This window comes from Phreatobacter sp. (assembly GCF_052440005.1).
Classification (GTDB): Bacteria; Pseudomonadota; Alphaproteobacteria; order Rhizobiales; family Phreatobacteraceae; genus Phreatobacter.
This window is the reverse complement of sequence record NZ_JBQVQL010000045.1, coordinates 1-20,900: the sequence shown is the minus strand read 5'-3', so window position 1 is coordinate 20,900 and position 20,900 is coordinate 1. Positions and strand designations below refer to the sequence as shown.

20 protein-coding genes are annotated in these 20,900 nt (G+C 69.3%); 10 read left to right on the top strand and 10 right to left on the bottom strand.

Annotated features, from left to right (window positions below; genetic code table 11):
* The first annotated feature begins 1 nt into the window (after position 1).
* Together ACT6XY_RS12600 and ACT6XY_RS12595 are read left to right on the top strand one after the other, a co-directional pair.
* A complete protein-coding gene (locus ACT6XY_RS12600) occupies positions 2 to 526 on the top strand; it encodes a DNA topology modulation protein (protein ID WP_444748665.1) in 525 nt (174 codons plus the stop codon).
* Positions 527 to 529: 3 nt separating this feature from the next.
* Entirely contained in the window at positions 530 to 1,003 is a 474-nt protein-coding gene (locus ACT6XY_RS12595) for a type II toxin-antitoxin system RatA family toxin (protein ID WP_444748664.1), read from the top strand.
* Here the strand turns inward: ACT6XY_RS12595 and ACT6XY_RS12590 are convergent.
* Both ACT6XY_RS12590 and ACT6XY_RS12585 read right to left on the bottom strand, forming a co-directional pair.
* The gene (locus ACT6XY_RS12590) at positions 970 to 1,497 is read right to left on the bottom strand and encodes a CinA family protein (RefSeq protein ID WP_444748663.1); all 528 of its coding nucleotides are present in this window, start codon (positions 1,495 to 1,497) and stop codon (positions 970 to 972) included. The two genes, ACT6XY_RS12595 and ACT6XY_RS12590, sit on opposite strands and share 34 nt — an antisense overlap.
* 1 nt (position 1,498) lies before the next feature.
* A complete protein-coding gene (locus ACT6XY_RS12585) occupies positions 1,499 to 2,683 on the bottom strand; it encodes a bifunctional 2-C-methyl-D-erythritol 4-phosphate cytidylyltransferase/2-C-methyl-D-erythritol 2,4-cyclodiphosphate synthase (RefSeq protein ID WP_444748662.1) in 1,185 nt (394 codons plus the stop codon).
* 142 nt (positions 2,684 to 2,825) lie between these two features.
* On the opposite strand from ACT6XY_RS12585, the gene dusB reads away from it, so the two are divergent.
* The 5 genes from dusB to ntrX all read left to right on the top strand — a co-directional run bounded on the left by dusB (position 2,826) and on the right by ntrX (position 10,218).
* Positions 2,826 to 3,866: a tRNA dihydrouridine synthase DusB gene (dusB, locus tag ACT6XY_RS12580; protein WP_444748661.1), complete on the top strand. Its 1,041-nt coding sequence runs from the start codon at positions 2,826 to 2,828 to the stop codon at positions 3,864 to 3,866.
* Positions 3,863 to 4,987 (top strand): two-component system sensor histidine kinase NtrB, encoded by a 1,125-nt coding sequence (locus tag ACT6XY_RS12575; RefSeq protein ID WP_444748660.1) that lies wholly within the window; start codon positions 3,863 to 3,865, stop codon positions 4,985 to 4,987. Before dusB ends, ACT6XY_RS12575 begins: the two co-directional genes overlap by 4 nt.
* Positions 4,988 to 4,997: 10 nt before the next feature.
* Positions 4,998 to 6,437 carry a nitrogen regulation protein NR(I) gene (gene ntrC, locus ACT6XY_RS12570; protein WP_444748659.1) on the top strand — a complete coding sequence of 480 codons (1,440 nt, stop codon included), beginning with the start codon at positions 4,998 to 5,000 and terminating at the stop codon, positions 6,435 to 6,437.
* Between the two features lie 149 nt (positions 6,438 to 6,586).
* Entirely contained in the window at positions 6,587 to 8,830 is a 2,244-nt protein-coding gene (locus ACT6XY_RS12565; protein WP_444748658.1) for an ATP-binding protein, read from the top strand.
* 20 nt (positions 8,831 to 8,850) lie between these two features.
* Complete coding sequence (gene ntrX / locus ACT6XY_RS12560; RefSeq protein WP_444748657.1) at positions 8,851 to 10,218, top strand: nitrogen assimilation response regulator NtrX; 1,368 nt, start codon at positions 8,851 to 8,853, stop codon at positions 10,216 to 10,218.
* 11 nt (positions 10,219 to 10,229) lie between these two features.
* On the opposite strand, the gene ACT6XY_RS12555 is transcribed toward ntrX, so the two are convergent.
* A complete protein-coding gene (locus ACT6XY_RS12555; RefSeq protein WP_444748656.1) occupies positions 10,230 to 10,679 on the bottom strand; it encodes a nuclear transport factor 2 family protein in 450 nt (149 codons plus the stop codon).
* A 296-nt stretch (positions 10,680 to 10,975) separates the two neighbouring features.
* On the opposite strand from ACT6XY_RS12555, the gene ACT6XY_RS12550 reads away from it, so the two are divergent.
* From ACT6XY_RS12550 to hflX, 3 genes are all read left to right on the top strand, one after another.
* Positions 10,976 to 11,833, top strand: coding sequence for a D-amino-acid transaminase (locus tag ACT6XY_RS12550; protein WP_444748655.1), 858 nt, complete (start codon positions 10,976 to 10,978; stop codon positions 11,831 to 11,833).
* 161 nt (positions 11,834 to 11,994) lie between these two features.
* Positions 11,995 to 12,246: an RNA chaperone Hfq gene (hfq, locus tag ACT6XY_RS12545; RefSeq protein WP_106748278.1), complete on the top strand. Its 252-nt coding sequence runs from the start codon at positions 11,995 to 11,997 to the stop codon at positions 12,244 to 12,246.
* A gap of 27 nt (positions 12,247 to 12,273) precedes the next feature.
* Positions 12,274 to 13,632 (top strand): GTPase HflX, encoded by a 1,359-nt coding sequence (hflX, locus tag ACT6XY_RS12540; RefSeq protein WP_444748679.1) that lies wholly within the window; start codon positions 12,274 to 12,276, stop codon positions 13,630 to 13,632.
* A gap of 20 nt (positions 13,633 to 13,652) precedes the next feature.
* Here the strand turns inward: hflX and mazG are convergent, their stop codons facing one another.
* The 7 genes from mazG to ACT6XY_RS12505 form a co-directional block, all read right to left on the bottom strand.
* A complete protein-coding gene (gene mazG / locus ACT6XY_RS12535) occupies positions 13,653 to 14,507 on the bottom strand; it encodes a nucleoside triphosphate pyrophosphohydrolase (protein ID WP_444748654.1) in 855 nt (284 codons plus the stop codon).
* Positions 14,508 to 14,673: 166 nt separating this feature from the next.
* Positions 14,674 to 15,474, bottom strand: a complete 801-nt coding sequence (locus ACT6XY_RS12530) for an MBL fold metallo-hydrolase (RefSeq protein ID WP_444748653.1) — start codon at positions 15,472 to 15,474, stop codon at positions 14,674 to 14,676.
* A gap of 7 nt (positions 15,475 to 15,481) precedes the next feature.
* The gene (locus tag ACT6XY_RS12525) at positions 15,482 to 16,276 is read right to left on the bottom strand and encodes a TatD family hydrolase (RefSeq protein ID WP_444748652.1); all 795 of its coding nucleotides are present in this window, start codon (positions 16,274 to 16,276) and stop codon (positions 15,482 to 15,484) included.
* Positions 16,276 to 17,820, bottom strand: a complete 1,545-nt coding sequence (gene metG, locus ACT6XY_RS12520; RefSeq protein ID WP_444748651.1) for a methionine--tRNA ligase — start codon at positions 17,818 to 17,820, stop codon at positions 16,276 to 16,278. The genes ACT6XY_RS12525 and metG overlap by 1 nt, the downstream gene beginning before the upstream one ends.
* A gap of 24 nt (positions 17,821 to 17,844) precedes the next feature.
* Positions 17,845 to 18,894 (bottom strand): DNA polymerase III subunit delta', encoded by a 1,050-nt coding sequence (locus ACT6XY_RS12515; RefSeq protein WP_444748650.1) that lies wholly within the window; start codon positions 18,892 to 18,894, stop codon positions 17,845 to 17,847.
* Positions 18,891 to 19,553: a dTMP kinase gene (tmk, locus tag ACT6XY_RS12510; RefSeq protein WP_444748649.1), complete on the bottom strand. Its 663-nt coding sequence runs from the start codon at positions 19,551 to 19,553 to the stop codon at positions 18,891 to 18,893. Before tmk ends, ACT6XY_RS12515 begins: the two co-directional genes overlap by 4 nt.
* The gene (locus ACT6XY_RS12505; protein ID WP_444748648.1) at positions 19,550 to 20,737 is read right to left on the bottom strand and encodes a D-alanyl-D-alanine carboxypeptidase family protein; all 1,188 of its coding nucleotides are present in this window, start codon (positions 20,735 to 20,737) and stop codon (positions 19,550 to 19,552) included. The genes tmk and ACT6XY_RS12505 overlap by 4 nt, the downstream gene beginning before the upstream one ends.
* Positions 20,738 to 20,900: the final 163 nt, after the last annotated feature.

The window sequence follows — 20,900 nt, the reverse complement described above, 5'->3', positions numbered from 1 at the left end:
CATGCGACGCGTGCTGGTGATGGGCTGTTCGGGCTCGGGCAAGTCGACCTTCGCGCAGGCACTGGCCTCGAAGCTCGCCATCCCCTGCGTCTCGCTCGACGCCCTGTTCTGGCAGCCCGGCTGGGTGGAGCCTGACAAAACCGCCTTCGCGGCGCGAGTGAACGCTGCGGCCGCAGGCGAATCCTGGGTCATCGACGGCAACTACACCACCCACGGCAGCGACCTTCGCCGCAGCCGCGCCGACACCGTCTGCTGGTTCGATCTGCCGACGCTCACCTGCCTCGCCGGCGTCATCGGCCGGAGCCTTCGCCTCCACGGCCGGGTGCGACCTGAGATGGCGCCGGGCTGTCCGGAGCGCATCGACCTGGCCTTCTATCGGTACGTGTGGACCTATCGCTCTATCCAGCGGCCCAAACTCCGCGCCTGGTTCGCGGGTCTCGGCGCGGAGCAGCGGTTCGTCACGTTCCGGTCACGGGCCGAGGCGGCCGCGTTCCTCTCCGCCGTTCCGGCCGCAGGCAGGGGCTGAGAAATGCCGGTGTTCAAGACCGAGCGGCGGGTCGGCCACCGCCCCGAGGCCATGTTCGACCTCGTGGCCGACGTGGACCAATACCCGCTCTTCGTGCCGCTCTGCGAGGCGCTGAAGGTGCGCCGGCGGGTCAATGCCGGTGACGACGGGATCGAGATCCTCGTCGCCGACATGACGGTGGCTTACGGCCCCTTGCGCGAGACCTTCACCAGCCGGGTGACGCTCGACCGGCCGCGGCTGCACATCATCGCCGAATATATCGACGGGCCTTTCTCGCGGCTGGAGAACCACTGGCGCTTCGCCGCAGACGGGGAGGGGACGCGCGTCTCCTTCTCGATCGATTACGAGTTCCGCTCGCGGGCGCTGGCCCTCGTCATGGGCGCCGTGTTCGACGCGGCCTTCCGGCGCTTCGCCGAGGCCTTCGAGGCGCGGGCCGACGCGGTCTACGGCCGGCCGGGCGCCTCGCCCGCCGCCTGATCCCGGTCCGTCGCCAGGGCCAGGAGAAGCCCGAGCGCGACGTCGACGCTCGCAGCCCGCACGGCGTCCCTGCCGATGGCGCCGAAGCGCTCCTCCCTGAGAAGGAGCCTGTCGCCGCGTCGCGCGGCGAAATGGACGAGGCCGACCGGCTTGCCGGGCGTCGCGCCGCCGGGACCGGCGATGCCGGTGACCGACACCGAGATCTGCGCCCGCGAATTCGCCAAAGCACCCGCTGCCATGGCCGCCGCGGTTTCGGCCGAGACGGCGCCATGGGCCGCGAGGGTCGCCTCCTGCACGCCCAGCATCTCCTGCTTGGCCGCGTTGGTGTAGGTGACGAAGCCGCGGTCGACGACGTCGGAGGAGCCCGCGATGGCGGTGAGTGCGGCGCTGACGAGGCCGCCGGTGCAGCTCTCGGCGGTGACCGTCATGAGCCCACGCGCCCTGCACGCGGCGAGGACGTCGGTCGCGAGCCTTTCGGTGCTCGTGTCGCTCATTTCACTCTCCCGGCATGCGGACGGTAGCGACGGCGAGGGCGGCGAGCCCTTCCCGCCGACCGGTGAAGCCCATCTTTTCGCTGGTCGTCGCCTTGATGGCGATGCGGTCGGTGCCGACGGCGAGGATCGCCGCCATCCGATCCCGCATCGCCTCGCGATAGGGTCCGACGCGAGGAGCCTCGCAGACGACCGTCACGTCCAGCATGGCAAGGCGGCCACCGCGGGCGGCGAGGAGCTCCGCCGCATGGGCGAGGAACCGGTCGGAGGAGGCGCCCCGCCACTGAGGGTCGCTCGGGGGAAAGTGCGTGCCGATGTCGCCGTCGGCGAGCGCACCGAGGATGGCGTCGGTCGCGGCGTGCAGCACCACGTCGCCGTCGGAATGGGCGAGGACGCCGCGGTCGTGGGGGATGCGCACGCCTCCGAGCCAGACATGGTCGCCGTCCGTGAAGGCGTGAACGTCATAGCCCTGGCCGACCCTGGTGTCGTTCATCGCCATCCGCATCCGCCGTTCCGCCGCATCGAAATCCTCCGGCAGGGTGAGCTTCACATTGCCGGCCTCGCCGGGAAAGACCGCGACCGCATGGCCGGCCCATTCCATCACCGAGGCATCGTCGGTGAGGCCGGCGACGCCGGTCGTGGCGGCGCGGCGATGGGCATCGAGCAGGGCCCGGAAGGCGAAGGCCTGCGGCGTCTGCACGGCGCGCAGGTTCGCCCGGTCCGGCGTCGCGACGACGCGGCCAGCGGCATCCACCGCCTTGATGGTATCGACCACCGGCGTGCCGGGGACGGCCGCGACCGCGCCGTCCGCCACGGCTGCTATGGCGGCGTCGATGAGCGCTGGAGACAGGAAGGGCCGGGCGGCGTCGTGGACGAGGACGATGTCGGGGGCCGATTGCGCCAGCGCCTCCAGCCCCGCCAGGACCGAGGACTGGCGCTCAGCGCCGCCCGTCACGGGGGAAAGCATGCCGGCCGATTCAGAAATGGCCTTCCGGTAGAGGTCGCGGTCGCCGTCCCCGATCACCACCAGGACCGCACCGACCCCGTCATGACGCTGGAATACTTCCACCGCATGGCTGAGAAGCGGCCTGCCGGCCAGCAGCCGATATTGCTTCGGAACGCCGCCGCCTGCGCGCAAACCGCGGCCTGCGGCGACGACGAGGGCAGCGACAAAGGGAGGCGAGCGCATGCAGAACGTCCAAATTGTCTGCGCCTTCCCTAGCGCGTTCACCACGACCTGTCTTGTCGTGCGGCCCGCCTCTTGTGCAGCGCGGAAAATGATGTCTAAAGTGTAGGCATCATAGCATCACGCTTACGAAATAGGCAGTTGAATGACCAACCCATCGACCCCGGCGCCTTTCCGGCGCGTGCTGTCGATCGGGCCGTTCGAGATGGCATCCCCCGTCGCGCTCGCACCCATGTCCGGAATCACGGACGCGCCGTTCAGGCGGATGGTGGCGCGGTTCGGCGTGGGCTGGACCGTGTCGGAAATGGTCCCGGGCGACGGGCTCGCCGCCGGCGAGGAGGAAGCGCGGCTGCGCGCCGAAGGTGAGGGCCTGTCTCCGCACGTGGTGCAGATCGCCGGCTGCGATCCGCACTGGATGGGCGAGGGGGCGCGCATCGCGGTGGCCGCGGGCGCCGACATCATCGACATCAACATGGGCTGCCCGGCGAAACGCGTGACGGGCGGCTATGCGGGATCGGCGCTGATGCGCGACCTCGACCACGCGGAGCGGCTGGTCGCAGCGACGGTCGCTGCGGTCGACGTGCCCGTGACGCTGAAGATGCGGCTCGGCTGGGACCACGCCTCGCTCAACGCGCCGGAGCTGGCGCGCCGGGCCGAGCAGGCCGGTGTCGCCCTCGTCACGGTGCATGGGCGCACCCGCCAGCAGTTCTACAAGGGGCGCGCCGACTGGCGGGCGATCGCGGCCGTCAAGGCGGCGGTGACGATCCCGGTGGTCGCCAACGGCGACATCAATACGCCGGATGACGCACGCCTTGCACTGGCGCGGTCCGCTGCGGACGCGGTGATGATCGGCCGCGGCGCCCAGGGGCGTCCCTGGCTGCCGTCGCAGATCGCCGCCCATCTTGCGGGGCTTCCCGTGCCGGCCGATCCCGATCTATCGACCCAGCTCGCCTCGGCCACCGAACTCTACGAGGCGCAGCTCGCCCATTACGGCGAGGCGGTCGGCATCCGCCACGCACGCAAGCACCTCGGGTGGGCGCTCGATGCAGCGGCGGCAACCTGCGGGATCGGCGACGACGTCCTCGGCGAGGCGCGCCGGCTTGTCCTCACGTCGGAGGATCCTCGCCGCGTCGTCGCGGCGCTCGCCGAAAGTTACGACCGGTTCCAGTGGAGGCGTGCGGCATGAAAGCCTCGGCCCAGGTTCTTCCGGTGCATGATTCGATCCTCAACGCCCTGCCGCATCCGGTCATCAGCGTGTCGGCGACGGGCATGGTCCTCGACGGCAACGCCGCGGCCGAGGGCTTCTTCCAGGCGTCGATCTCGGTCCTGAAGCGCCATGCGCTGAAGGAGCTCGTCCCCTTCGGCTCGCCGCTGCTCGCCCTCATCGAGCAGGTCCGCGAGCGCCACGCGCCGGTCAACGAGTACAAGGTCGACCTCGGCACGCCGCGCAACGGCCACGAGCGGATCGTCGACATCTATGTGGCCCCGCTCGCAGAGCGGCCCGGCGACGTGGTGGTGATGCTGCAGGAGCGCACCATTGCGGACAAGATGGACCGCCAGCTGACCCACCGCGGCGCGGCACGATCGGTCACGGCGCTGGCCGCCATGCTCGCCCACGAGATCAAGAACCCGCTGTCGGGCATCCGCGGCGCGGCGCAGCTCCTCGAGGCCTCCGTCGACGACCAGGACCGGACGCTGACCCGGCTCATCTGCGACGAGGCCGACCGGATCGTGAAGCTCGTCGACCGTATGGAGGTCTTCTCCGACGAGCGGCCGGTCGAGCGCCAGCCGGTGAACATCCACGTGGTGCTGGAGCACGTGAAGAAGCTGTCGCAGTCGGGGTTCGGCCGGCACATCCGCTTCGTCGAGGAGTATGACCCCTCGCTGCCGCCGGTTTTCGGCAACCGCGACCAGCTCATCCAGGTCTTCCTCAACCTCGTGAAGAACGCCGCCGAGGCCATCGGCGAACATGCGAGCGACGGCGAGATCCTGCTCACCACGGCCTTCCGGCCGGGCGTGCGGCTGACCATGCCGGGCCTGTCGAGCCGCGTCGCGCTGCCGCTCGAGGTCTGCGTGCGCGACAACGGCCCGGGCGTACCGGACGACCTGATGCCGCACCTGTTCGACCCCTTCGTCACCACAAAGAGTTCGGGCACCGGCCTCGGCCTCGCCCTGGTGGCCAAGATCGTCGGCGATCACGGCGGCATCGTCGAATGCGACAGCCAGCCCCGCAAGACGGTCTTCCGCATCCTCCTGCCCATGGCCCGCGTGTCCCAGAGCGACACGAACGGCCGCAAAGCGCTCTGAAGAGGTCCATATGCCGACGGGAACCATCCTTGTCGCCGATGACGACGCCGCAATCCGCACCGTGCTCAACCAGGCACTGTCGCGCGCCGGCTACGACGTCCGCCTGACAGGCAATGCGACGACGCTCTGGCGCTGGGTCTCGCAGGGGGACGGCGATCTCGTCATCACCGACGTGGTGATGCCGGACGAGAATGCCTTCGACCTGCTGCCGCGGATGAAGAAGCTCAGGCCCGACCTGCCGGTGGTGGTGATGAGCGCGCAGAACACGTTCATGACGGCCATCAAGGCCTCTGAGCGCGGCGCCTACGACTATCTGCCCAAGCCTTTCGACCTGAAGGAGCTGGTGGCCATCGTCGGGCGGGCGCTGGCCGAGCCGAAGGGCCGGCCGGGGAAGGCGTCGCCGGTGGACGCCGACACCATGCCGCTGGTCGGCCGCTCGCCGGCCATGCAGGACATCTACCGCGTCCTCGCCCGCCTGATGCAGACCGACCTTACGGTGATGATCGTCGGCGAGAGCGGCACCGGCAAGGAACTCGTCGCCCGCGCCCTGCACGACTACGGCAAGCGCCGCAACGGGCCCTTCGTCGCCATTAACATGGCCGCGATCCCGCGGGACCTCATCGAGAGCGAGCTGTTCGGCCACGAGAAGGGCGCCTTCACCGGCGCGCAGTCGCGCAATCCCGGCCGGTTCGAGCAGGCCGAGGGCGGCACGCTCTTCCTCGACGAGATCGGCGACATGCCGATGGAGGCGCAGACCCGGCTGCTGCGCGTGCTCCAGCAGGGCGAATACACGACCGTCGGCGGCCGCACCCCGATCAAGGCGGACGTGCGCATCGTCGCCGCCACCAACAAGGACCTGCGCCAGCTCATCCAGCAGGGCCTGTTCCGCGAGGACCTGTTCTTCCGCCTGAACGTCGTGCCGCTGCGCCTGCCGCCGCTGCGCGAGCGCAGCGACGACGTGCCCGATCTCGTGCGCCACTTCTTCGCCCAGGCCGAGCGGGAGGGCCTGCCCGCCAAGCAGATCGATTCGGCCGCCCTCGAGAAGCTCAAGCGCTACCGCTGGCCAGGCAACATCCGCGAGCTGGAAAACCTGATCCGCCGCCTGACCGCGCTCTACCCCCAGGAGATCATCACCGCGCCGATCGTCGACAACGAGCTGGCGACGCCCGAGCCCGCCTCGTCCCATGACGAGCCGCGCGAGGACGACACGCTGATGGCCTCGGTCGAGCGGCACATGGGGGCCTATTTCAAGGGTTTCGGCGACGATCTGCCGCCGCCCGGCCTTTACCACCGGGTGCTGCGCGAGGTGGAGATCCCACTGATCTCGGCGGCTCTCGCCGCCACCCGCGGCAACCAGATCAAGGCGGCCGACCTGCTCGGCGTGAACCGCAACACGCTGCGCAAGAAAGTCCGCGACCTCGACATCCAGGTGATCCGCACGTCGCGATGAGGGAAGCAGGCTCTCACAATGTCGTCTGGACCGCTCCCGGGGGCGTGACGTTTCGGTCACACATGTTGTAAGAGGGTCACCCTTGGACCACAGAGTTGGGCGGTCGGCTCTGCCGGCTTTCCGCCGAACTCTGCGGAGATGATCACCGGATGACCTCTTCGCCGCATCCCGCGACGACTGCCTCCCCGCCTGACGGCTCAGCCTTCATGCCGCGGCTGCGCGCGCGCAGGGTCGGGCCGATCATGGTCGGCGTGGCCCTTTTCTTCGGCCTCATCACCTTCCTGCTCGTCACCGGCCTTCTGCCGATCGCCGCCACCCACGAGGTGGTGCTGACCGTCCTCGTCATCGATGGCCTGCTGGTCTGCGCCCTCATCGTCCTCATCGTGCGGGAAATCCTCGTGCTCCGGCGGGCGCGCCGGGCGGGGCAGGCGGCCTCCCGTCTGCACGAGCGCGTCGTGCGCCTCTTCGCCATCGTCGCCTCGGTGCCGGTGGCGGTCATCGCCATCGCCGCCTCGGTGACCCTCGACCGGGGGCTCGAGAGCATCTTCTCGGGCAGTGTCCGCCAGTCCGTCGAGGCCTCTGCCAACCTCGCCAACGCCTATCTCAACGAGCAGGTGCAGGTGGTCCGGGCGGAGGCTGCGGCGCTCGTCCAGGACATCGAAAGGGTACGGTCGCTGAACGCGGCCGAGGTCAATTTCGGCCGCTTCCTCACAGCGCAGGCCATGGTGCGCGGGCTGACCGTGGTGCGGGTGCTGAAGACCGACGGATCGCTGGTCGACCGCGCCGACGTGCCGATGCAGAACGATTTCAGCGTGCCCGCCTCGATCCTCGACGAGGTCAGCAAGACGGACGACATCATCGCCAACGTCTCCTCGCTCAACGACCGCGACTACATCGAGGCCATCCTCAAGCTGCAGCGGGGAGGGGACGAAATCCTCTATGTGGTCCGGCAGATCAGCCCGCAGATCGCCCAGCACCTGCGAGCGACCCAGGCGGGCCTCTTCGAGTACCAAGCGCTGCAGTCGCGCCGACTCGGCCTGCAGATCGCCTTCGCCCTGATGTTCGCGCTGATCGCCTTCCTGGTCACCCTTTCGGCCGTCTATCTCGGCCTCAGCTTCGCCAACCGGCTGGTGCAGCCGATCCGCCGGCTCATCGGCGCCGCGGACCAGGTGGCGGCCGGCGACCTCGATGTCGAGGTTCACATCCGCAAGTCAGAGGGCGACCTCGCCAATCTCGGCGACACCTTCAACAAGATGACGGCGGAGCTGCGCGACCAGCGCGCCGACCTCATCGCCGCGCGCGACCAGATCGACAGCCGGCGGCGTTTCACCGAGGCCGTGCTGGCCGGCGTCACGGCCGGCGTCATCGGCCTCGACGAAGCGGGCCGCGTCACGCTCCTCAACCGATTCGCCGTGGAGATTCTCGGCGTCAGCGAAAACGAGCTCTCGGGCAGCATGCTGGCGGAGAGCATCCCCGAATTCGCCGACCTGATCGCCGGTGCGGCGCGCGGTGCGCCGATCGTGCAGGGCCAGGTCATGCTGGTGCGCGCCGGGCGCGAGAGGACCTTGGTGGTGCGCGTGGCCCTCGAGGCCGACGAGAATGGTGCGCACGGCGCCGTGGTGACGATCGACGACGTGACCGACCTCGTGGTGGCGCAGCGCACCTCGGCCTGGGCCGACATCGCGCGCCGAATCGCCCACGAGATCAAGAACCCGCTCACCCCCATCCAGCTCTCGGCGGAGCGGCTGAAGCGGCGCTACGGCCGCGTCATCACCGATGACCGCGAGGTCTTCGACCAGTGCACCGACACGATCATCCGGCAGGTCGGCGACATCGGCCGCATGGTGGACGAGTTCTCCTCCTTCGCGCGCATGCCGAAGCCGGTCTTCGAGATGGAGGACGTCGCCGACACGGTGCGGCAGGCCGTGTTCATGATGCGCATCGGCTACCCCGAGATCGACATCCTCGACGACATTCCCGAAGGCGCGCTGCCGGCGTCCTTCGACCGCCGCCTCATCAGCCAGGCGCTGACCAACATCATCAAGAACGCCACGGAGGCCGTCGCGGCGGTGCCCGAGGAGCAGCGCGGCAAGGGTCGCATCCTCGTGCGGCTGACCGCCGCAAAACCCTTCTACGCCGTCGATGTCATCGACAACGGCATCGGCCTGCCCAAAGAAAACCGTCATCGACTGCTTGAGCCTTACGTTACGACACGTGAGAAGGGCACAGGCCTCGGCCTGGCGATCGTCGGCAAGATTCTCGAGGAGCACGGCGGGGGGCTCGGCCTCTACGATGCGCCGGCGGGAAGCGACGGCCAGCAGCGCGGCGCGCTGATCCGTCTCAGTTTCAGGGACCAGCGGCTGGCGGTCCAGGCGACCGCCGCGGCGGAATGACGAAGAACGGATAAGCGCGCATGGCAGGAGACATTCTCGTTGTCGACGACGAGGCGGACATCCGGGACATCGTCGCCGGCATTCTCGACGACGAGGGCTATCGCACCCGCACGGCCCGCAATGCCGACGAGGCACTGGCCGCCATCGAGGCGCGCCGTCCCAACCTCGTCTTCCTCGACATCTGGATGCAGGGCAGCCGGCTGGACGGGCTCCAGCTCCTGGACGTCGTGAAGGACCGCCATCCCGAGGTGCCGGTGGTCATGATCTCCGGCCACGGCAACATCGAGACCGCCGTCTCGGCCATCAAGCGGGGCGCCTACGACTACATCGAGAAGCCGTTCAAGGCCGACCGGCTCGTCCTGATCGCCGAGCGCGCCATCGAAACCTCCCGCCTTCGCCGCGAGATCAAGGAACTGAGGCAGATCTCCGGCCAGGCGGCTGGCCTGATCGGCCGGTCGTCCGCGATGAACCAGCTGCGCCAGACGATCGAGCGGGTGGCGCCGACCAACAGCCGAATCATGATCTTCGGCGCGTCCGGGGCCGGCAAGGAGCTCACCGCCCGCACGATCCATACGGCGTCCGCGCGCGCGAGCGGCCCCTTCGTCGTCATCAACGCCGCGGCGATCACGCCCGACCGCATGGAGATCGAGCTGTTCGGCGCCGAGAGCGACGGCGCCCAGGGCCGCAAGGTCGGGGCGCTGGAGGAGGCGCACGGCGGCACGCTCTTCATCGAGGAGGTGGCGGAGATGCCGCGCGAGACGCAGAACCGCATCCTGCGCGTCCTCGTCGAGCAGAGCTTCCAGCGGGTCGGCGGCACGGCCAAGGTGCAGGTGGACGTCCGGATCATCTCGGCCACAGCCCGCGACGTGCAGGCCGACATCGCCGAGGGGCGTTTTCGCGAGGACCTGTTCCACCGGCTCGCCGTGGTCCCGGTGCGGGTGCCCTCGCTCGCCGAGCGGCGCGAGGACATCCCTGAGCTCGTCGAGCATTTCGTCGAGCAGCTCGCCACCGTCTCCGGCCTGCCGCGGCGCAAGATCGGAGACGATGCCATGGCGGTGCTCCAGTCCCACGACTGGCCGGGCAACCTGCGGCAGTTGCGCAACAACATCGAGCGCGTGCTGATCCTCGCCGGCGGCGACCCGGATGCGGTGGTCTCGGTCTCCATGCTGCCGCCGGACGTCGGCGCGGCTGCGCCGTCCATGCCGACGGGGCAGGGGGGCGAGCACCTGATGGCACTGCCCCTCCGCGAGGCGCGCGAGGCCTTCGAGCGTGAATACCTCGCCGCGCAGATCAACCGGTTCGGCGGCAACATCTCGCGCACCGCCGAATTCATCGGCATGGAGCGCTCGGCGCTGCACCGAAAGCTGAAGGCGCTCAGCGTCGACTGAGGCCGTCGCCGTCAGAACATGCCGTTGCCGTGGGCCATGGTCTCCGGGATCGGCTGGATCACGTCCCAGTGCTCGACGATCTTGCCCGCCTCGAGCCGAAAGATGTCGACGATGGCCGTGCCGCGGTCGCCGGGGTCGCGCTTGGCGTGCACATGCAGGATGACGAAGTCGCCCTCGGCGAAGACCCTGACGATTCGCCCGTGGGCCTGGGGCGTGCGCTCCTTGCGGAACGCGATGAAGGCCTTGAACCCCTCGATGCCGTCCGGCGCGACGGGATTGTGCTGGATGTAGCGCGGGCCGAAGTGGACGGCCGCAGCCTCGAAGTCCTTCTGGTTCAGGCCCTTCTCGTAGAAGTCGATCACCGTCCGCTTGTTGGCCTCCAGCGTCGAGGTCTGGGCGGAGGCGCCCACGGCCGCGACGGGAACCGCCGCCATGCCCCATCCGAAGGTTCGCCTGTCCATTCCGTTCTCCCGTTCGCGGGGGCCAACCAGGCCCTACCGGCGCACCATCGAACAGGCGCGGCGGGTTCGGAACGGGACCAAGCTTCACTTCGCCGTGTGCCGGGCGTGATCCGCGGGCCCACAGCCGCGAGCTCCGGCCGCGACGGGCAGGGGGCGTGATCCGCGATTTCGGCAGGGCGGCCTTGCACCGCCGCGGCATCCCGCGCGTTTCCCGACTTCGGCGAACCATGGCACATTGGCGCTGCAGTGCGGCAGGATCCGCCGTTCACCCGCCTACCTCCCAGGGAGCCCGCCGCATGTCCCGCGTCGCCTATGTCAACGGAAGCTACGTGCCCCATGGCGAGGCCGCCGTGCATATCGAGGACCGCGGCTACCAGTTCGCCGACGGCGTCTACGAGGTCTGCGAGGTGAGGGGTGGCCGGCTCGTCGACGAGACGCGCCACATGGACCGGCTGGAACGCTCGCTCGGCGAGTTGCGCATCGCCATGCCCATGGCGCGGCGGCCGCTCGGCATGGTGCTGCGCGAGACCGTGCGCCGCAATCGCGTGCGCGACGGCCTCGTGTACCTGCAGGTGACGCGCGGCGTCGCCCGTCGCGACCACGCCTTCCCGAAGCCCGGCACGCCGCCGGCGCTCGTGGTCACGGCAAAGAACATCGACCCGTCGAAGGGCGAGGCCAGCGCCACCAAGGGCGTGAAGGTGATCTCGCTGCCGGACAACCGCTGGGAGCGTGTCGACATCAAGTCCGTGGGCCTGCTGCCGAACTGCCTCGCCAAGCAGGCGGCGCGCGAGCAGGGGGCCTATGAGGCCTGGCTGGTGGACGAGGACGGCTTCGTCACCGAGGGATCCTCGACCAACGCCTGGATCATCACCAAGGACGGGGCGCTGGTGACGCGCTATGCCGACACCGGCATCCTCAAGGGCATCACGCGCACCACCATCTTCGATCTGTGCAAGCGGGAGGGCCTGCGGATCGAGGAGCGCAAGTTTACGATCGAGGAGGCGCAGAACGCGCGCGAGGCCTTCCTCTCCTCGGCGACGACGATCGTCATGCCCATCGTCGAGATCGACGGACGTCCGGTCGGCAACGGCGCGCCGGGCTCCATCGCCACCGACCTGCGCGCCAAGTTCCACGAGGTGGCGGAAATCGTCTGAAACCAAGACCCGCGCCAACACGCGGCCGTGACGACTCTTTCACTTGTGCGGTGCGGGAGGATCGGCCTTAAATGGAGGCGTCAAGAACAAGCCCGACCGGCCCGGCCGGTCCATAAACCTTCGCGGCACGTTTGAGTCCGCGGCAACAACGGAAAAAGACAATGGCGGAACGAGCTCAAAACCTCCAGGACACCTTCCTCAACCACGTCCGCAAGCACAAGATTCCGCTGACGATTTTCCTCGTCAACGGCGTCAAGCTGCAGGGCGTCGTCACCTGGTTCGACAATTTCTGTGTGCTCCTGCGTCGCGACGGGCACTCGCAATTGGTCTACAAGCACGCCATATCCACCATCATGCCCGGCGCGCCGGTCCAGCTGTTCGATCCGCAGGACGGAGACGGCGACAAGGGCTGAGGTTTTTAACCCGAGGCCCTGTTGGACATTCGCCGACCCGATATCGTCTCCACGACCCATAGCGACGGCGACGAACCGCGCGGTGAACCCACGCGCGTCGTCGTGGTGGTGCCGATCCTGACGGGCCGGCGAGGCGAGGGGGCCGATACGCCCTCGCGCACCGTGGAGGCGCGTCGCGACGAAGCGGTGGGCCTTGCCGCCGCCATCGACCTCGAGGTCATGGACACCATCACCGTCGGGCTGAACATGCCGCGGCCGGCGACCCTCATCGGCAAGGGCAAGGTCGAGGAGATCGGCGGCCTGGTGACAGCCCACGATGCCGGCCTCGTCTTCGTCGACGCCGCACTGTCTCCCGTGCAGCAGCGCAACCTGGAAAAGGCCTGGAAGGCGAAGGTGGTCGATCGCACCGGCCTGATCCTCGAGATCTTCGGCCGCCGCGCCCGCACCAAGGAAGGCGGGCTGCAGGTCGAACTCGCCCATCTCAGCTACCAGAAGAGCCGCCTCGTCCGGTCCTGGACCCACCTCGAGCGCCAGCGCGGCGGCTTCGGCTTCCTCGGCGGTCCCGGCGAGACGCAGATCGAGGCCGACCGCCGCATGATCCAGGAGCGCATCACCCGCATCGAGCGCGAGCTCGAACAGGTGACCCGCACCCGCCGTCTGCACCGGGAGAGCCGCCGCCGCGTGCCCTATCCGATCATCGCGCTGGTCGGCTACACCAATGCCGGCAAGTCGACGCTGTTCAACGCGCTCACCACCGGTGGCGTGCTGGCGCAGGACCTGCTCTTCGCCACCCTCGACCCGACGCTCCGCCAGATGCGCCTGCCGCACGGCACCAAGGCGATCCTCTCCGACACGGTCGGCTTCATCTCCGACCTGCCGACCATGCTGGTGGCCGCCTTTCGGGCGACGCTCGAGGAGGTGATTGAGGCCGACGTGATCCTGCACGTGCGCGACGTCAGCCACGGCGACACGGAGGCGCAGGCCGCCGACGTCGCGGCGATCCTCGCCGATCTCGGCATCGATCCGGCGAACCGCACGATCATCGAGGTCTGGAACAAGGTCGACCTCCTCAGCCCTGAGGCGCGCGAGGCAGCCCTGAACCGCGCCGGCCGCCACGAGGAGGGCCAGCGGCCCTTCTTCGTCTCGGCGGTGACGGGCGAGGGGCTCCCCGGCCTTCTCGCCGCCGTCGAGGACAAGCTGCGCGCCGCCCACGAGCGCCTGACGGTGACCGTGGCGGCCGCCGACGGTGGCACGCTCCACTGGATCCACGAGAATGCCGAGGTCGAGGAGCGCAAGGCGCTGGCGAGCGGCGACACCCAGGTGACGCTGCGCATCGCGCCGGAGAAGCGCGACCAGCTCGAGCGGCGGCTCGCCAAGACAGGTTGACCAAGGTCTGCGGACCGCCGTCAGCCCTGGCGCTCGCGCCGCTTGGCCTCGTTCCAGAGTGCATCCATCTCGGCGAGGGACGCCTCGGCGGGTCCGCGGCCCTCGGCGGCGAGCGCCGCCTCGATGGCGGCGAAGCGGCGCTCGAACTTGGCGTTGGTGCCGCGCAGTGCGGCTTCCGGATCGACGTCGAGGTGACGTGCGAGATTGACGGCGGCGAAGAGCAGGTCGCCGACCTCGTCGGCGACAGCATCCAGTCCCGCGCCGCTCTTCCGTGCCTCGACGATCTCGCCGGCCTCCTCGACGATCTTGGCGAGCACGGCCTCGACATCGTTCCAGTCGAACCCCACCGTGCCGGCCTTGGCCTGGAGCTTGTGGGCGCGGGTCAGGGCGGGAAGGGCGCTCGGAACCCCCGCCAGAAGGCCTGCCGCGGCGTCTGCCGGCAGACCCAGCCGGAGCCGTTCGCTGGCCCTGGCGCGCTTCTCCTCGGCCTTGATGCTGTCCCACAGGCCCTTCACCGCCTCCGGGCTCATGTCCCGGTCGCCGCCGAAGACGTGTGGATGCCGGCGGATCAGCTTGGAGGTGATGGCATGGACGACGTCGGGAAAGGCGAAGAGCCCTTGCTCCTCGGCCATGCGGGCGTGGAAGACGACCTGAAGCAGCAGGTCGCCCAGCTCGTCCCTCAGGTCCGCGAAGTCGCCGCGCTGGATAGCGTCGGCCACCTCATAGGCTTCCTCGATCGTGTAGGGCGTGATCGAGGCGAAGGTCTGTTCGAGATCCCACGGACAGCCGCGCCCGGGCGAGCGCAGCCAGGCCATGATGGCGACGAGATCGGCGATGTCGCCCGAGGGCGACGGCGTCTGGGGTTCGGCGGTCATGGGGCAGTGTGAGGGGAGCGGCGAAGCGAATGGCAAGACCGTCGCGACGCCATCCACAGGATGCGGCTGCGAAGAGACGCGACGACCACCATGCATGATTCGCATAAGACATATTATGGAACGTACATGCCATACAGGAATGGCGGAGACCGGGCCTATCGGCACTTCACGCCGTCTGCAGAACCATCCCGTCGTGAGCCGGCACGACCCCGGACGGCAGCCGAGCCGCAAGCGTCGCATAGTCGAGATCGGAATGCAGATTGGTGAGCACGGCCTGGCGCGGCGCGAAGCGTTCGATCACGGCCAGGGCTTCGTCCACCGCGAAATGGGTCGGATGGCGCGTATAGCGGAGTGCATCGAGGATCACCGTGTCGGCACCCTCGAAGTAGCGCTCGCTCTCCGGCAATAGCCGATTGATGTCAGGGCAATAGACACAGCCGTTCACACGGAAGCCGAAAGCCCGGTAAGCCGCGCCGTGTTCCACCGGGAACGGCGCGAAGGTCAGCGTTCCGCCGGGGCCCGTGACCGAGACCGGCTCGTGCGGCGCGAAGAGATGAAGATCGATGATGGGCGGATAGTCGCTGCCCGGCGGCGACGCGAAACAATAGGCGAACCGCTCGCGCAGCAAGCCGGCCGTCGTCGCGTCGGCATGGGCCGGCATGCGCCGCCGCATGGTGAGAACCAGCGGCCGGAGGTCGTCGATGCCGTGGGTGTGGTCGGCATGGTCGTGGGTGTAGAGCACCGCGTCGAGCCGCGTGACGCCGGCGGACAGGAGCTGCTCGCGCAGGTCCGGCCCGGTATCGATCAGGACACTGGTGGTGCCGTCCGGGCCGCTCTGTTCGACCAACGCGGCGCAGCGGCGACGGCGGTTGCGCGGATCGGCGGGATCGCAGTCACCCCAGCCGAGGCCCGCCCGCGGCACGCCGCCGGAGGAGCCGCAGCCGAGGATGGTGACCTTCAGCGCCATGGCCGGTTCACGCCGCAAGGCGCCGGCCGGGATCGGCCTTGGCGAAGAGACGATAGAAGTTCTCGGTGGTCTGCCGGGCCATCTCATCCGGCGCGACACCGCGTGCCTCGGCGATCACCCGGCCGGTCTCGACCACGTAGGACGGCTCGTTGGTCTTGCCGCGGAACTTGCCCGGCGCGAGGTAGGGCGCATCGGTTTCCACCAGGATGCGGTCGGCCGGCAGTTCGGCCGCGAGCTCGCGCAGGTTGGCGGCGCTCTTGTAGGTTGCAATACCCGAAAACGACACGTAGAGCCCGAGCGAGATGCCGGCCATGGCGAGTTCGCGTGAGCCGGTGAAGCAGTGGAGGACGGCCTTGAAGCCCCCCTTCCCCATTTCCTCCGTCAGGATCGCCGCAACCTTCTCGTCGGCTTCGCGGGCGTGGATCACCAGCGGCAGTCCGGAGGCGCGCGCCGCCGCGATATGGGTGCGGAAGCCCTGCTCCTGCGCCTCGCGCGGCGACTTGTCGTAGAACCAGTCGAGCCCGGCCTCGCCGATGGCGATGACCTTGGGATGGGCGGACAGGGCGACGAGCTCGTCGGCGGACACGTCCAACTCTTCATGGGCATTATGCGGATGGGTGCCGACGGAGCACCAGATGCCGTCATGGGCCTCGGCGATGGCGCGGATGCCGTCGAAGCGTCGCACGCGGGTCGAGATGGTCACCATGGACTGGAGCCCCGCCGCGACGGCGCGGCCGATCAGACCGTCGCGATCGGCGGCGAGCTCGGGAAAGTCCAGGTGGCAATGGCTGTCGACCCACATCAGGCCGCGGTCTCCGGCTCGACATAGCGCGGGAAGACGCCGGCCGGCGGCGGCAACGCCGTTCCCGGCTTCAGCCGCGTGCCGAGAGCCGCGAAGTCGCGGGCATCTTCCGGCACCGCCAGCAGGTCGAGCAGCTTCGGCGCACCGAGCGGGATGGCAGGCGCGGCGAGGATCGCCGCCTGGCGGATCACCTCGGCAGTGACGTAGAGCACCGTCTCCATCCGGGCCGGATCGGTCTTGCGCAGCGCCCAGGGAGCCTGCGCGGCGAAATAGCGGTTGGCTTCGCCGACCACCGCCCATACGGCCTCCAGCCACCGGTGCAGCTGCTGGCTGCACACGGCTTCGCGCGAGACGGCCAGCATGCCGTCGGCGGCGGCGAGGATCGCCTCGTCCTCGGGGCTGAAGACGCCGGGCGTCGGCAGGATGCCGTCGCAGTTCTTGGCGATCATCGACAGCGAGCGCTGGGCGAGATTGCCGATGTCGTTGGCGAGATCGGCATTGGTGCGCGCCACGATGGCTTCGTGCGAATAGGAGCCGTCATTGCCGAAGGCGACCTCGCGCAGCAGGAAGTAGCGCATGGCGTCGACGCCATAGGCCTCGGCCATGGTGAAGGGGTCCACGACATTGCCGAGCGACTTCGACATCTTCTCGCCGCGGTTGAACAGGAAGCCGTGGCCATAGACGCGCTTCGGCAGGGCGAGGCCTGCCGACATCAGGAAGGCCGGCCAGTAGACCGCATGGAAGCGGACGATGTCCTTGCCGATGACGTGGAGGTCCGCCGGCCAGTAGGCCCATTTCGGATCGCTCTCGTCGGGAAAGCCGGCGCCGGTGATGTAGTTGGTCAGGGCGTCGACCCAGACATACATGACGTGGCCGTCGGCGCCGGGTACCGGCACGCCCCAGTCGAAGGTGGTGCGGGATACCGAAAGGTCGGAGAGGCCGCCCTTCACGAAGCTGATGACCTCGTTGAAGCGGGTCTCGGGGCCGACGAAGTCGGGATTGGCCTCGTAGAACGCCAGAAGCCGGTCCTGGTATCGGGACAGGCGGAAGAAATAGGTCTCCTCCTTCGTCCATTCCACGGGGGTGCCCTGCCCGCCGACGCGCACGCCGTCGGGCCCGACCGAGGTCTCGTCCTCGTTGTAGAAGGCCTCGTCACGGACCGAATACCAGCCCTCGTAGCCGCCGAGATAGATGTCGCCGGCCGCCACCATGCGCTCCCAGATGGCCTGGCTCGCCCTGTAGTGGCGTGGCTCGGTGGTGCGGATGAAGTCGTCGTTGGAGATGGCGAGCGCCCCGGCCATGGCGCGGAAGCGGTCGGCGTTGCGGTCGGCGAGCGCGCGCACGGGCAGGCCCTCGCGGTCGGCCGTCTGCACCATCTTCAGGCCGTGCTCGTCCGTGCCGGTGAGGAAGAAGACGTCCCGCCCGTCGGCCCGCATGAACCGGGCGATCGCGTCGGTGGCGATCACCTCATAGGCGTGGCCGATATGGGGCGCGCCGTTCGGATAGGAAATGGCGGTCGTGACGTAGAAGCGAGGCTTCGACATGGGGCGTTTCGGACGGTTGCGGGGTCAGGCGCGCCGCCGGCCGGCCTCGGCGAGCCAGCCGAAAACCTGGAAAACGAAGGGCTTGCGTTCGAGGTTGAACGTGCGCACCTGCGCCGCGGTAGCCTCGACCTTCTCCCATACCTCGGCATGGGGTGCAAGGCGGCGGGGACCCTCGCCCGCGGCGGTCGTCACCTGCCGGTGCAGATGCGCGAAGACGAGCCGCAGGAAGAGTTCGAACAGGCCGTCGTCGCGGCGGGCGAGCTTGTCGCCGAGGCCGTGGACCGCCAGCGGATCGGGCGAAGGCAGGCTGTCGAGGAGCCGCGAGACTTCGCCGGCGAAGCCCTCCTGGCCCCCCTCGGCGATCTCCAGCGCCCGGCGCAGGCTGCCGTCGGCCAGCGCGGCGATCCGGCGCGCCTCGTCCGCCGGCACCCGGATCTCGTCGAAGGTCTGGAGACCCGTCGCGATCTCGTCCTCGGTCAGCGGCAGCAGCGGCAGGGTCCGGCAGCGCGACCGGATGGTCGGCAGGAGGCGGCCGGGCATATGCGCGAGAATGAGGAAGAGCGAGCGCGGCGGCGGCTCTTCCAAAAGCTTCAGGAGCGCGTTGGCGCTGGAACGGTTGAGATCGTCGGCGGCGTCGACGATGCAGATGCGCCAGCCCCCCTCGCCCGCCGTCGAGCCGAAGAAACGCACGATCTCGCGCATCGCTCCCACGGAGATGTCCTGCGGGATCTTGTCCTTGCCGGCCTCTGCGATGCGGCGCAGCGCCAGGAGATCCGGGTGCGAGCCGGCGACGATGCGCCGGGCTGCGGGATGGTCGGCAGATACGGCGAGGTCCATCGTGCCGGGAGACAGCGCGGCCGCGACCGGGTTGGCGAGGACGAAACGGGCGAAACGGTAGGCGAGCGTCGCCTTGCCGATCCCCTCGGGGCCGCCGATGAGCCAGGCATGATGCATGCGCGGGCCGCGATAGGCGTCGAGCAGCTGGCGCTCGGCGTCTGCGTGGCCGATCAGGACCTGGCGCTCGCGCGGATGGGGCGCGCCGTCGAGACGGTCGGCGGCATTCTCCTCGATCATGGGGCCACCAGGCGTGGGGCGAGGCCGAAATGCTCGGTGACGACCTTGCGGATGGATTCGGCGACCACGTCAGCCTCGGCGGCGGCGTCGACCAGACGGCAACGCTCCGGCTCGGCGCGGGCGATGGCCTTGAAGCCGGCGCGCAGCTTGTTGTGGAAGGCCATGCCCTCCTTCTCGAAGCGGTCGGTGGCTTCGCCGCGGCTCGCGACCCGGGCGAGGCCCACCTTCACCGGCAGGTCGAGGATGAGGGTGAGATCCGGCCTGTCCTCGCCGACCGTGACCCGTTCGAGCGCCTGGATGAAGGACAGCGGCACCTTGCCGGCATGGCCCTGGTAGACGCGGGTGGAATCGGCGAAGCGGTCGCAGATCACCCAGGCGCCGCGCGCCAGCGCCGGCTTGATGGTGACGGTGAGATGGTCGCGGCGGGCCGCCGCGAAGAGCATGGTCTCGGCCTCCGGCCCGAAGGGCTCGGCGCCGCCGGAGAGCAGGACGTGGCGCATGACCTCGGCGCCCGGCGAGCCGCCGGGCTCGCGCGTCATGACCACGTCGAGGCCGCGCTGTTCGAGGAAGGACGCCAGGCGACGCGCCTGGGTCGACTTGCCGGCCCCCTCACCGCCCTCAAGCGTGATGAAGCGGCCGCGGGCGGGCTCCGTGTTCACGGCCGGGCGACCCCGCGGATCCAGCCGGTGCCGAGTTCCCACGCGCCCTGCATGGCGCGCTGGGTGAGCGTACCGGCCTCGACGTCGGCGGCGGCGAAGACCGGCACCTGGAGCGCAAGCTGGGTGCCGCGCATCACCCTGAGATGCCCGACCTCCGTCCCGCGCCTGACGGGCGCGCGGACGGGGCCGCGATAGACGATCTGGGCCGTCACCCGGTCTGACTGGCCACGCGGCAGGAGAAGGCGCACCAGCTTGCCGGCGGTGACCGCGACGCTGCCCTGGGCACCGCCATAGACGGCGACGTCGCCGATCGTCTCCTGCTCCTGGAAGAGGTCACGCAGCTCGAACGAGCGGAAGCCCCAGTCGAGCAGCTTGCGTGCCTCGTTGGAGCGCTCCTGGAGCGAGCGGGCGCCCATCACCACGACGATGAGTCGCTGGCCGTTCTGCACGGCCGAACCCGCGAGGTTGAACCCTGCTTCCTCGATGTAGCCGGTCTTCAGCCCGTCGGCGCCGGTATAGGTGCCGAGGAGCGGGTTGCGGTTCTGCTGCCGGATGCCGCCCCAGGTGAACTCGCGCTCGCCGTAGATCGCGTAGTGCTCGGGAAAGGTGCGGATGATGTGGTCGGCGAGGCGCGCCACCTCGCGGGCGGTGGTGCGCTGTTCGGGATCGGGCAGGCCCGTGGCATTGCGGAACACCGACCGGGTGAGACCGATCGCCCGCGCCCGCGTGTTCATCACCGGAATGAAGTTGGCCTCGGTGCCGGAGACGGACTCGGCGAGGGCGATGGAGGCGTCGTTGCCCGACTGGATGATGGCGCCGCGCATGAGGTCCTGCACCTTCACGCGCGAATTGACGGCGGCATACATGGAGGAGGTGCGGGACGGGGCCCCTCCCCGCCGCCAGGCGTCCTCGCTGATGACGATCTCCTGATCGGGCTGCAGGCGGCCCTGGCGAATCTCCTCGAAGATCACTGCCATGGTCATCAGCTTGGCGAGGCTCGCGGGCGCCTGCAGCTCGTCGGCCGCCTTCTCGAACAGTACGGACTGGGTCCCGACGTCGACGAGAATGGCGTTGCGGACGGTGGTCTGGAAATTGTCCTGGGCGCGCGCCCGCGGCGGGCCGGCCAGAAGCGCCACGAGCGCCACGGCGGCACAGACGATCAATCCCGGTCGCGGCTTGGTCACGATGGCCCCCCCGCCCCATGTTGGGGGCGGGCCGCCGGTGAAATCAAGGCGGATCAGTAGAGCGAGGAGAAGCCGAGGGCGGCGCGGACCGGAGCGCCGCCCGGCATGGCGGCGATGGCCGGGGCCGGCGCGCGCGGCGGCGCGAAGGCGGTAGCCGCGGGGA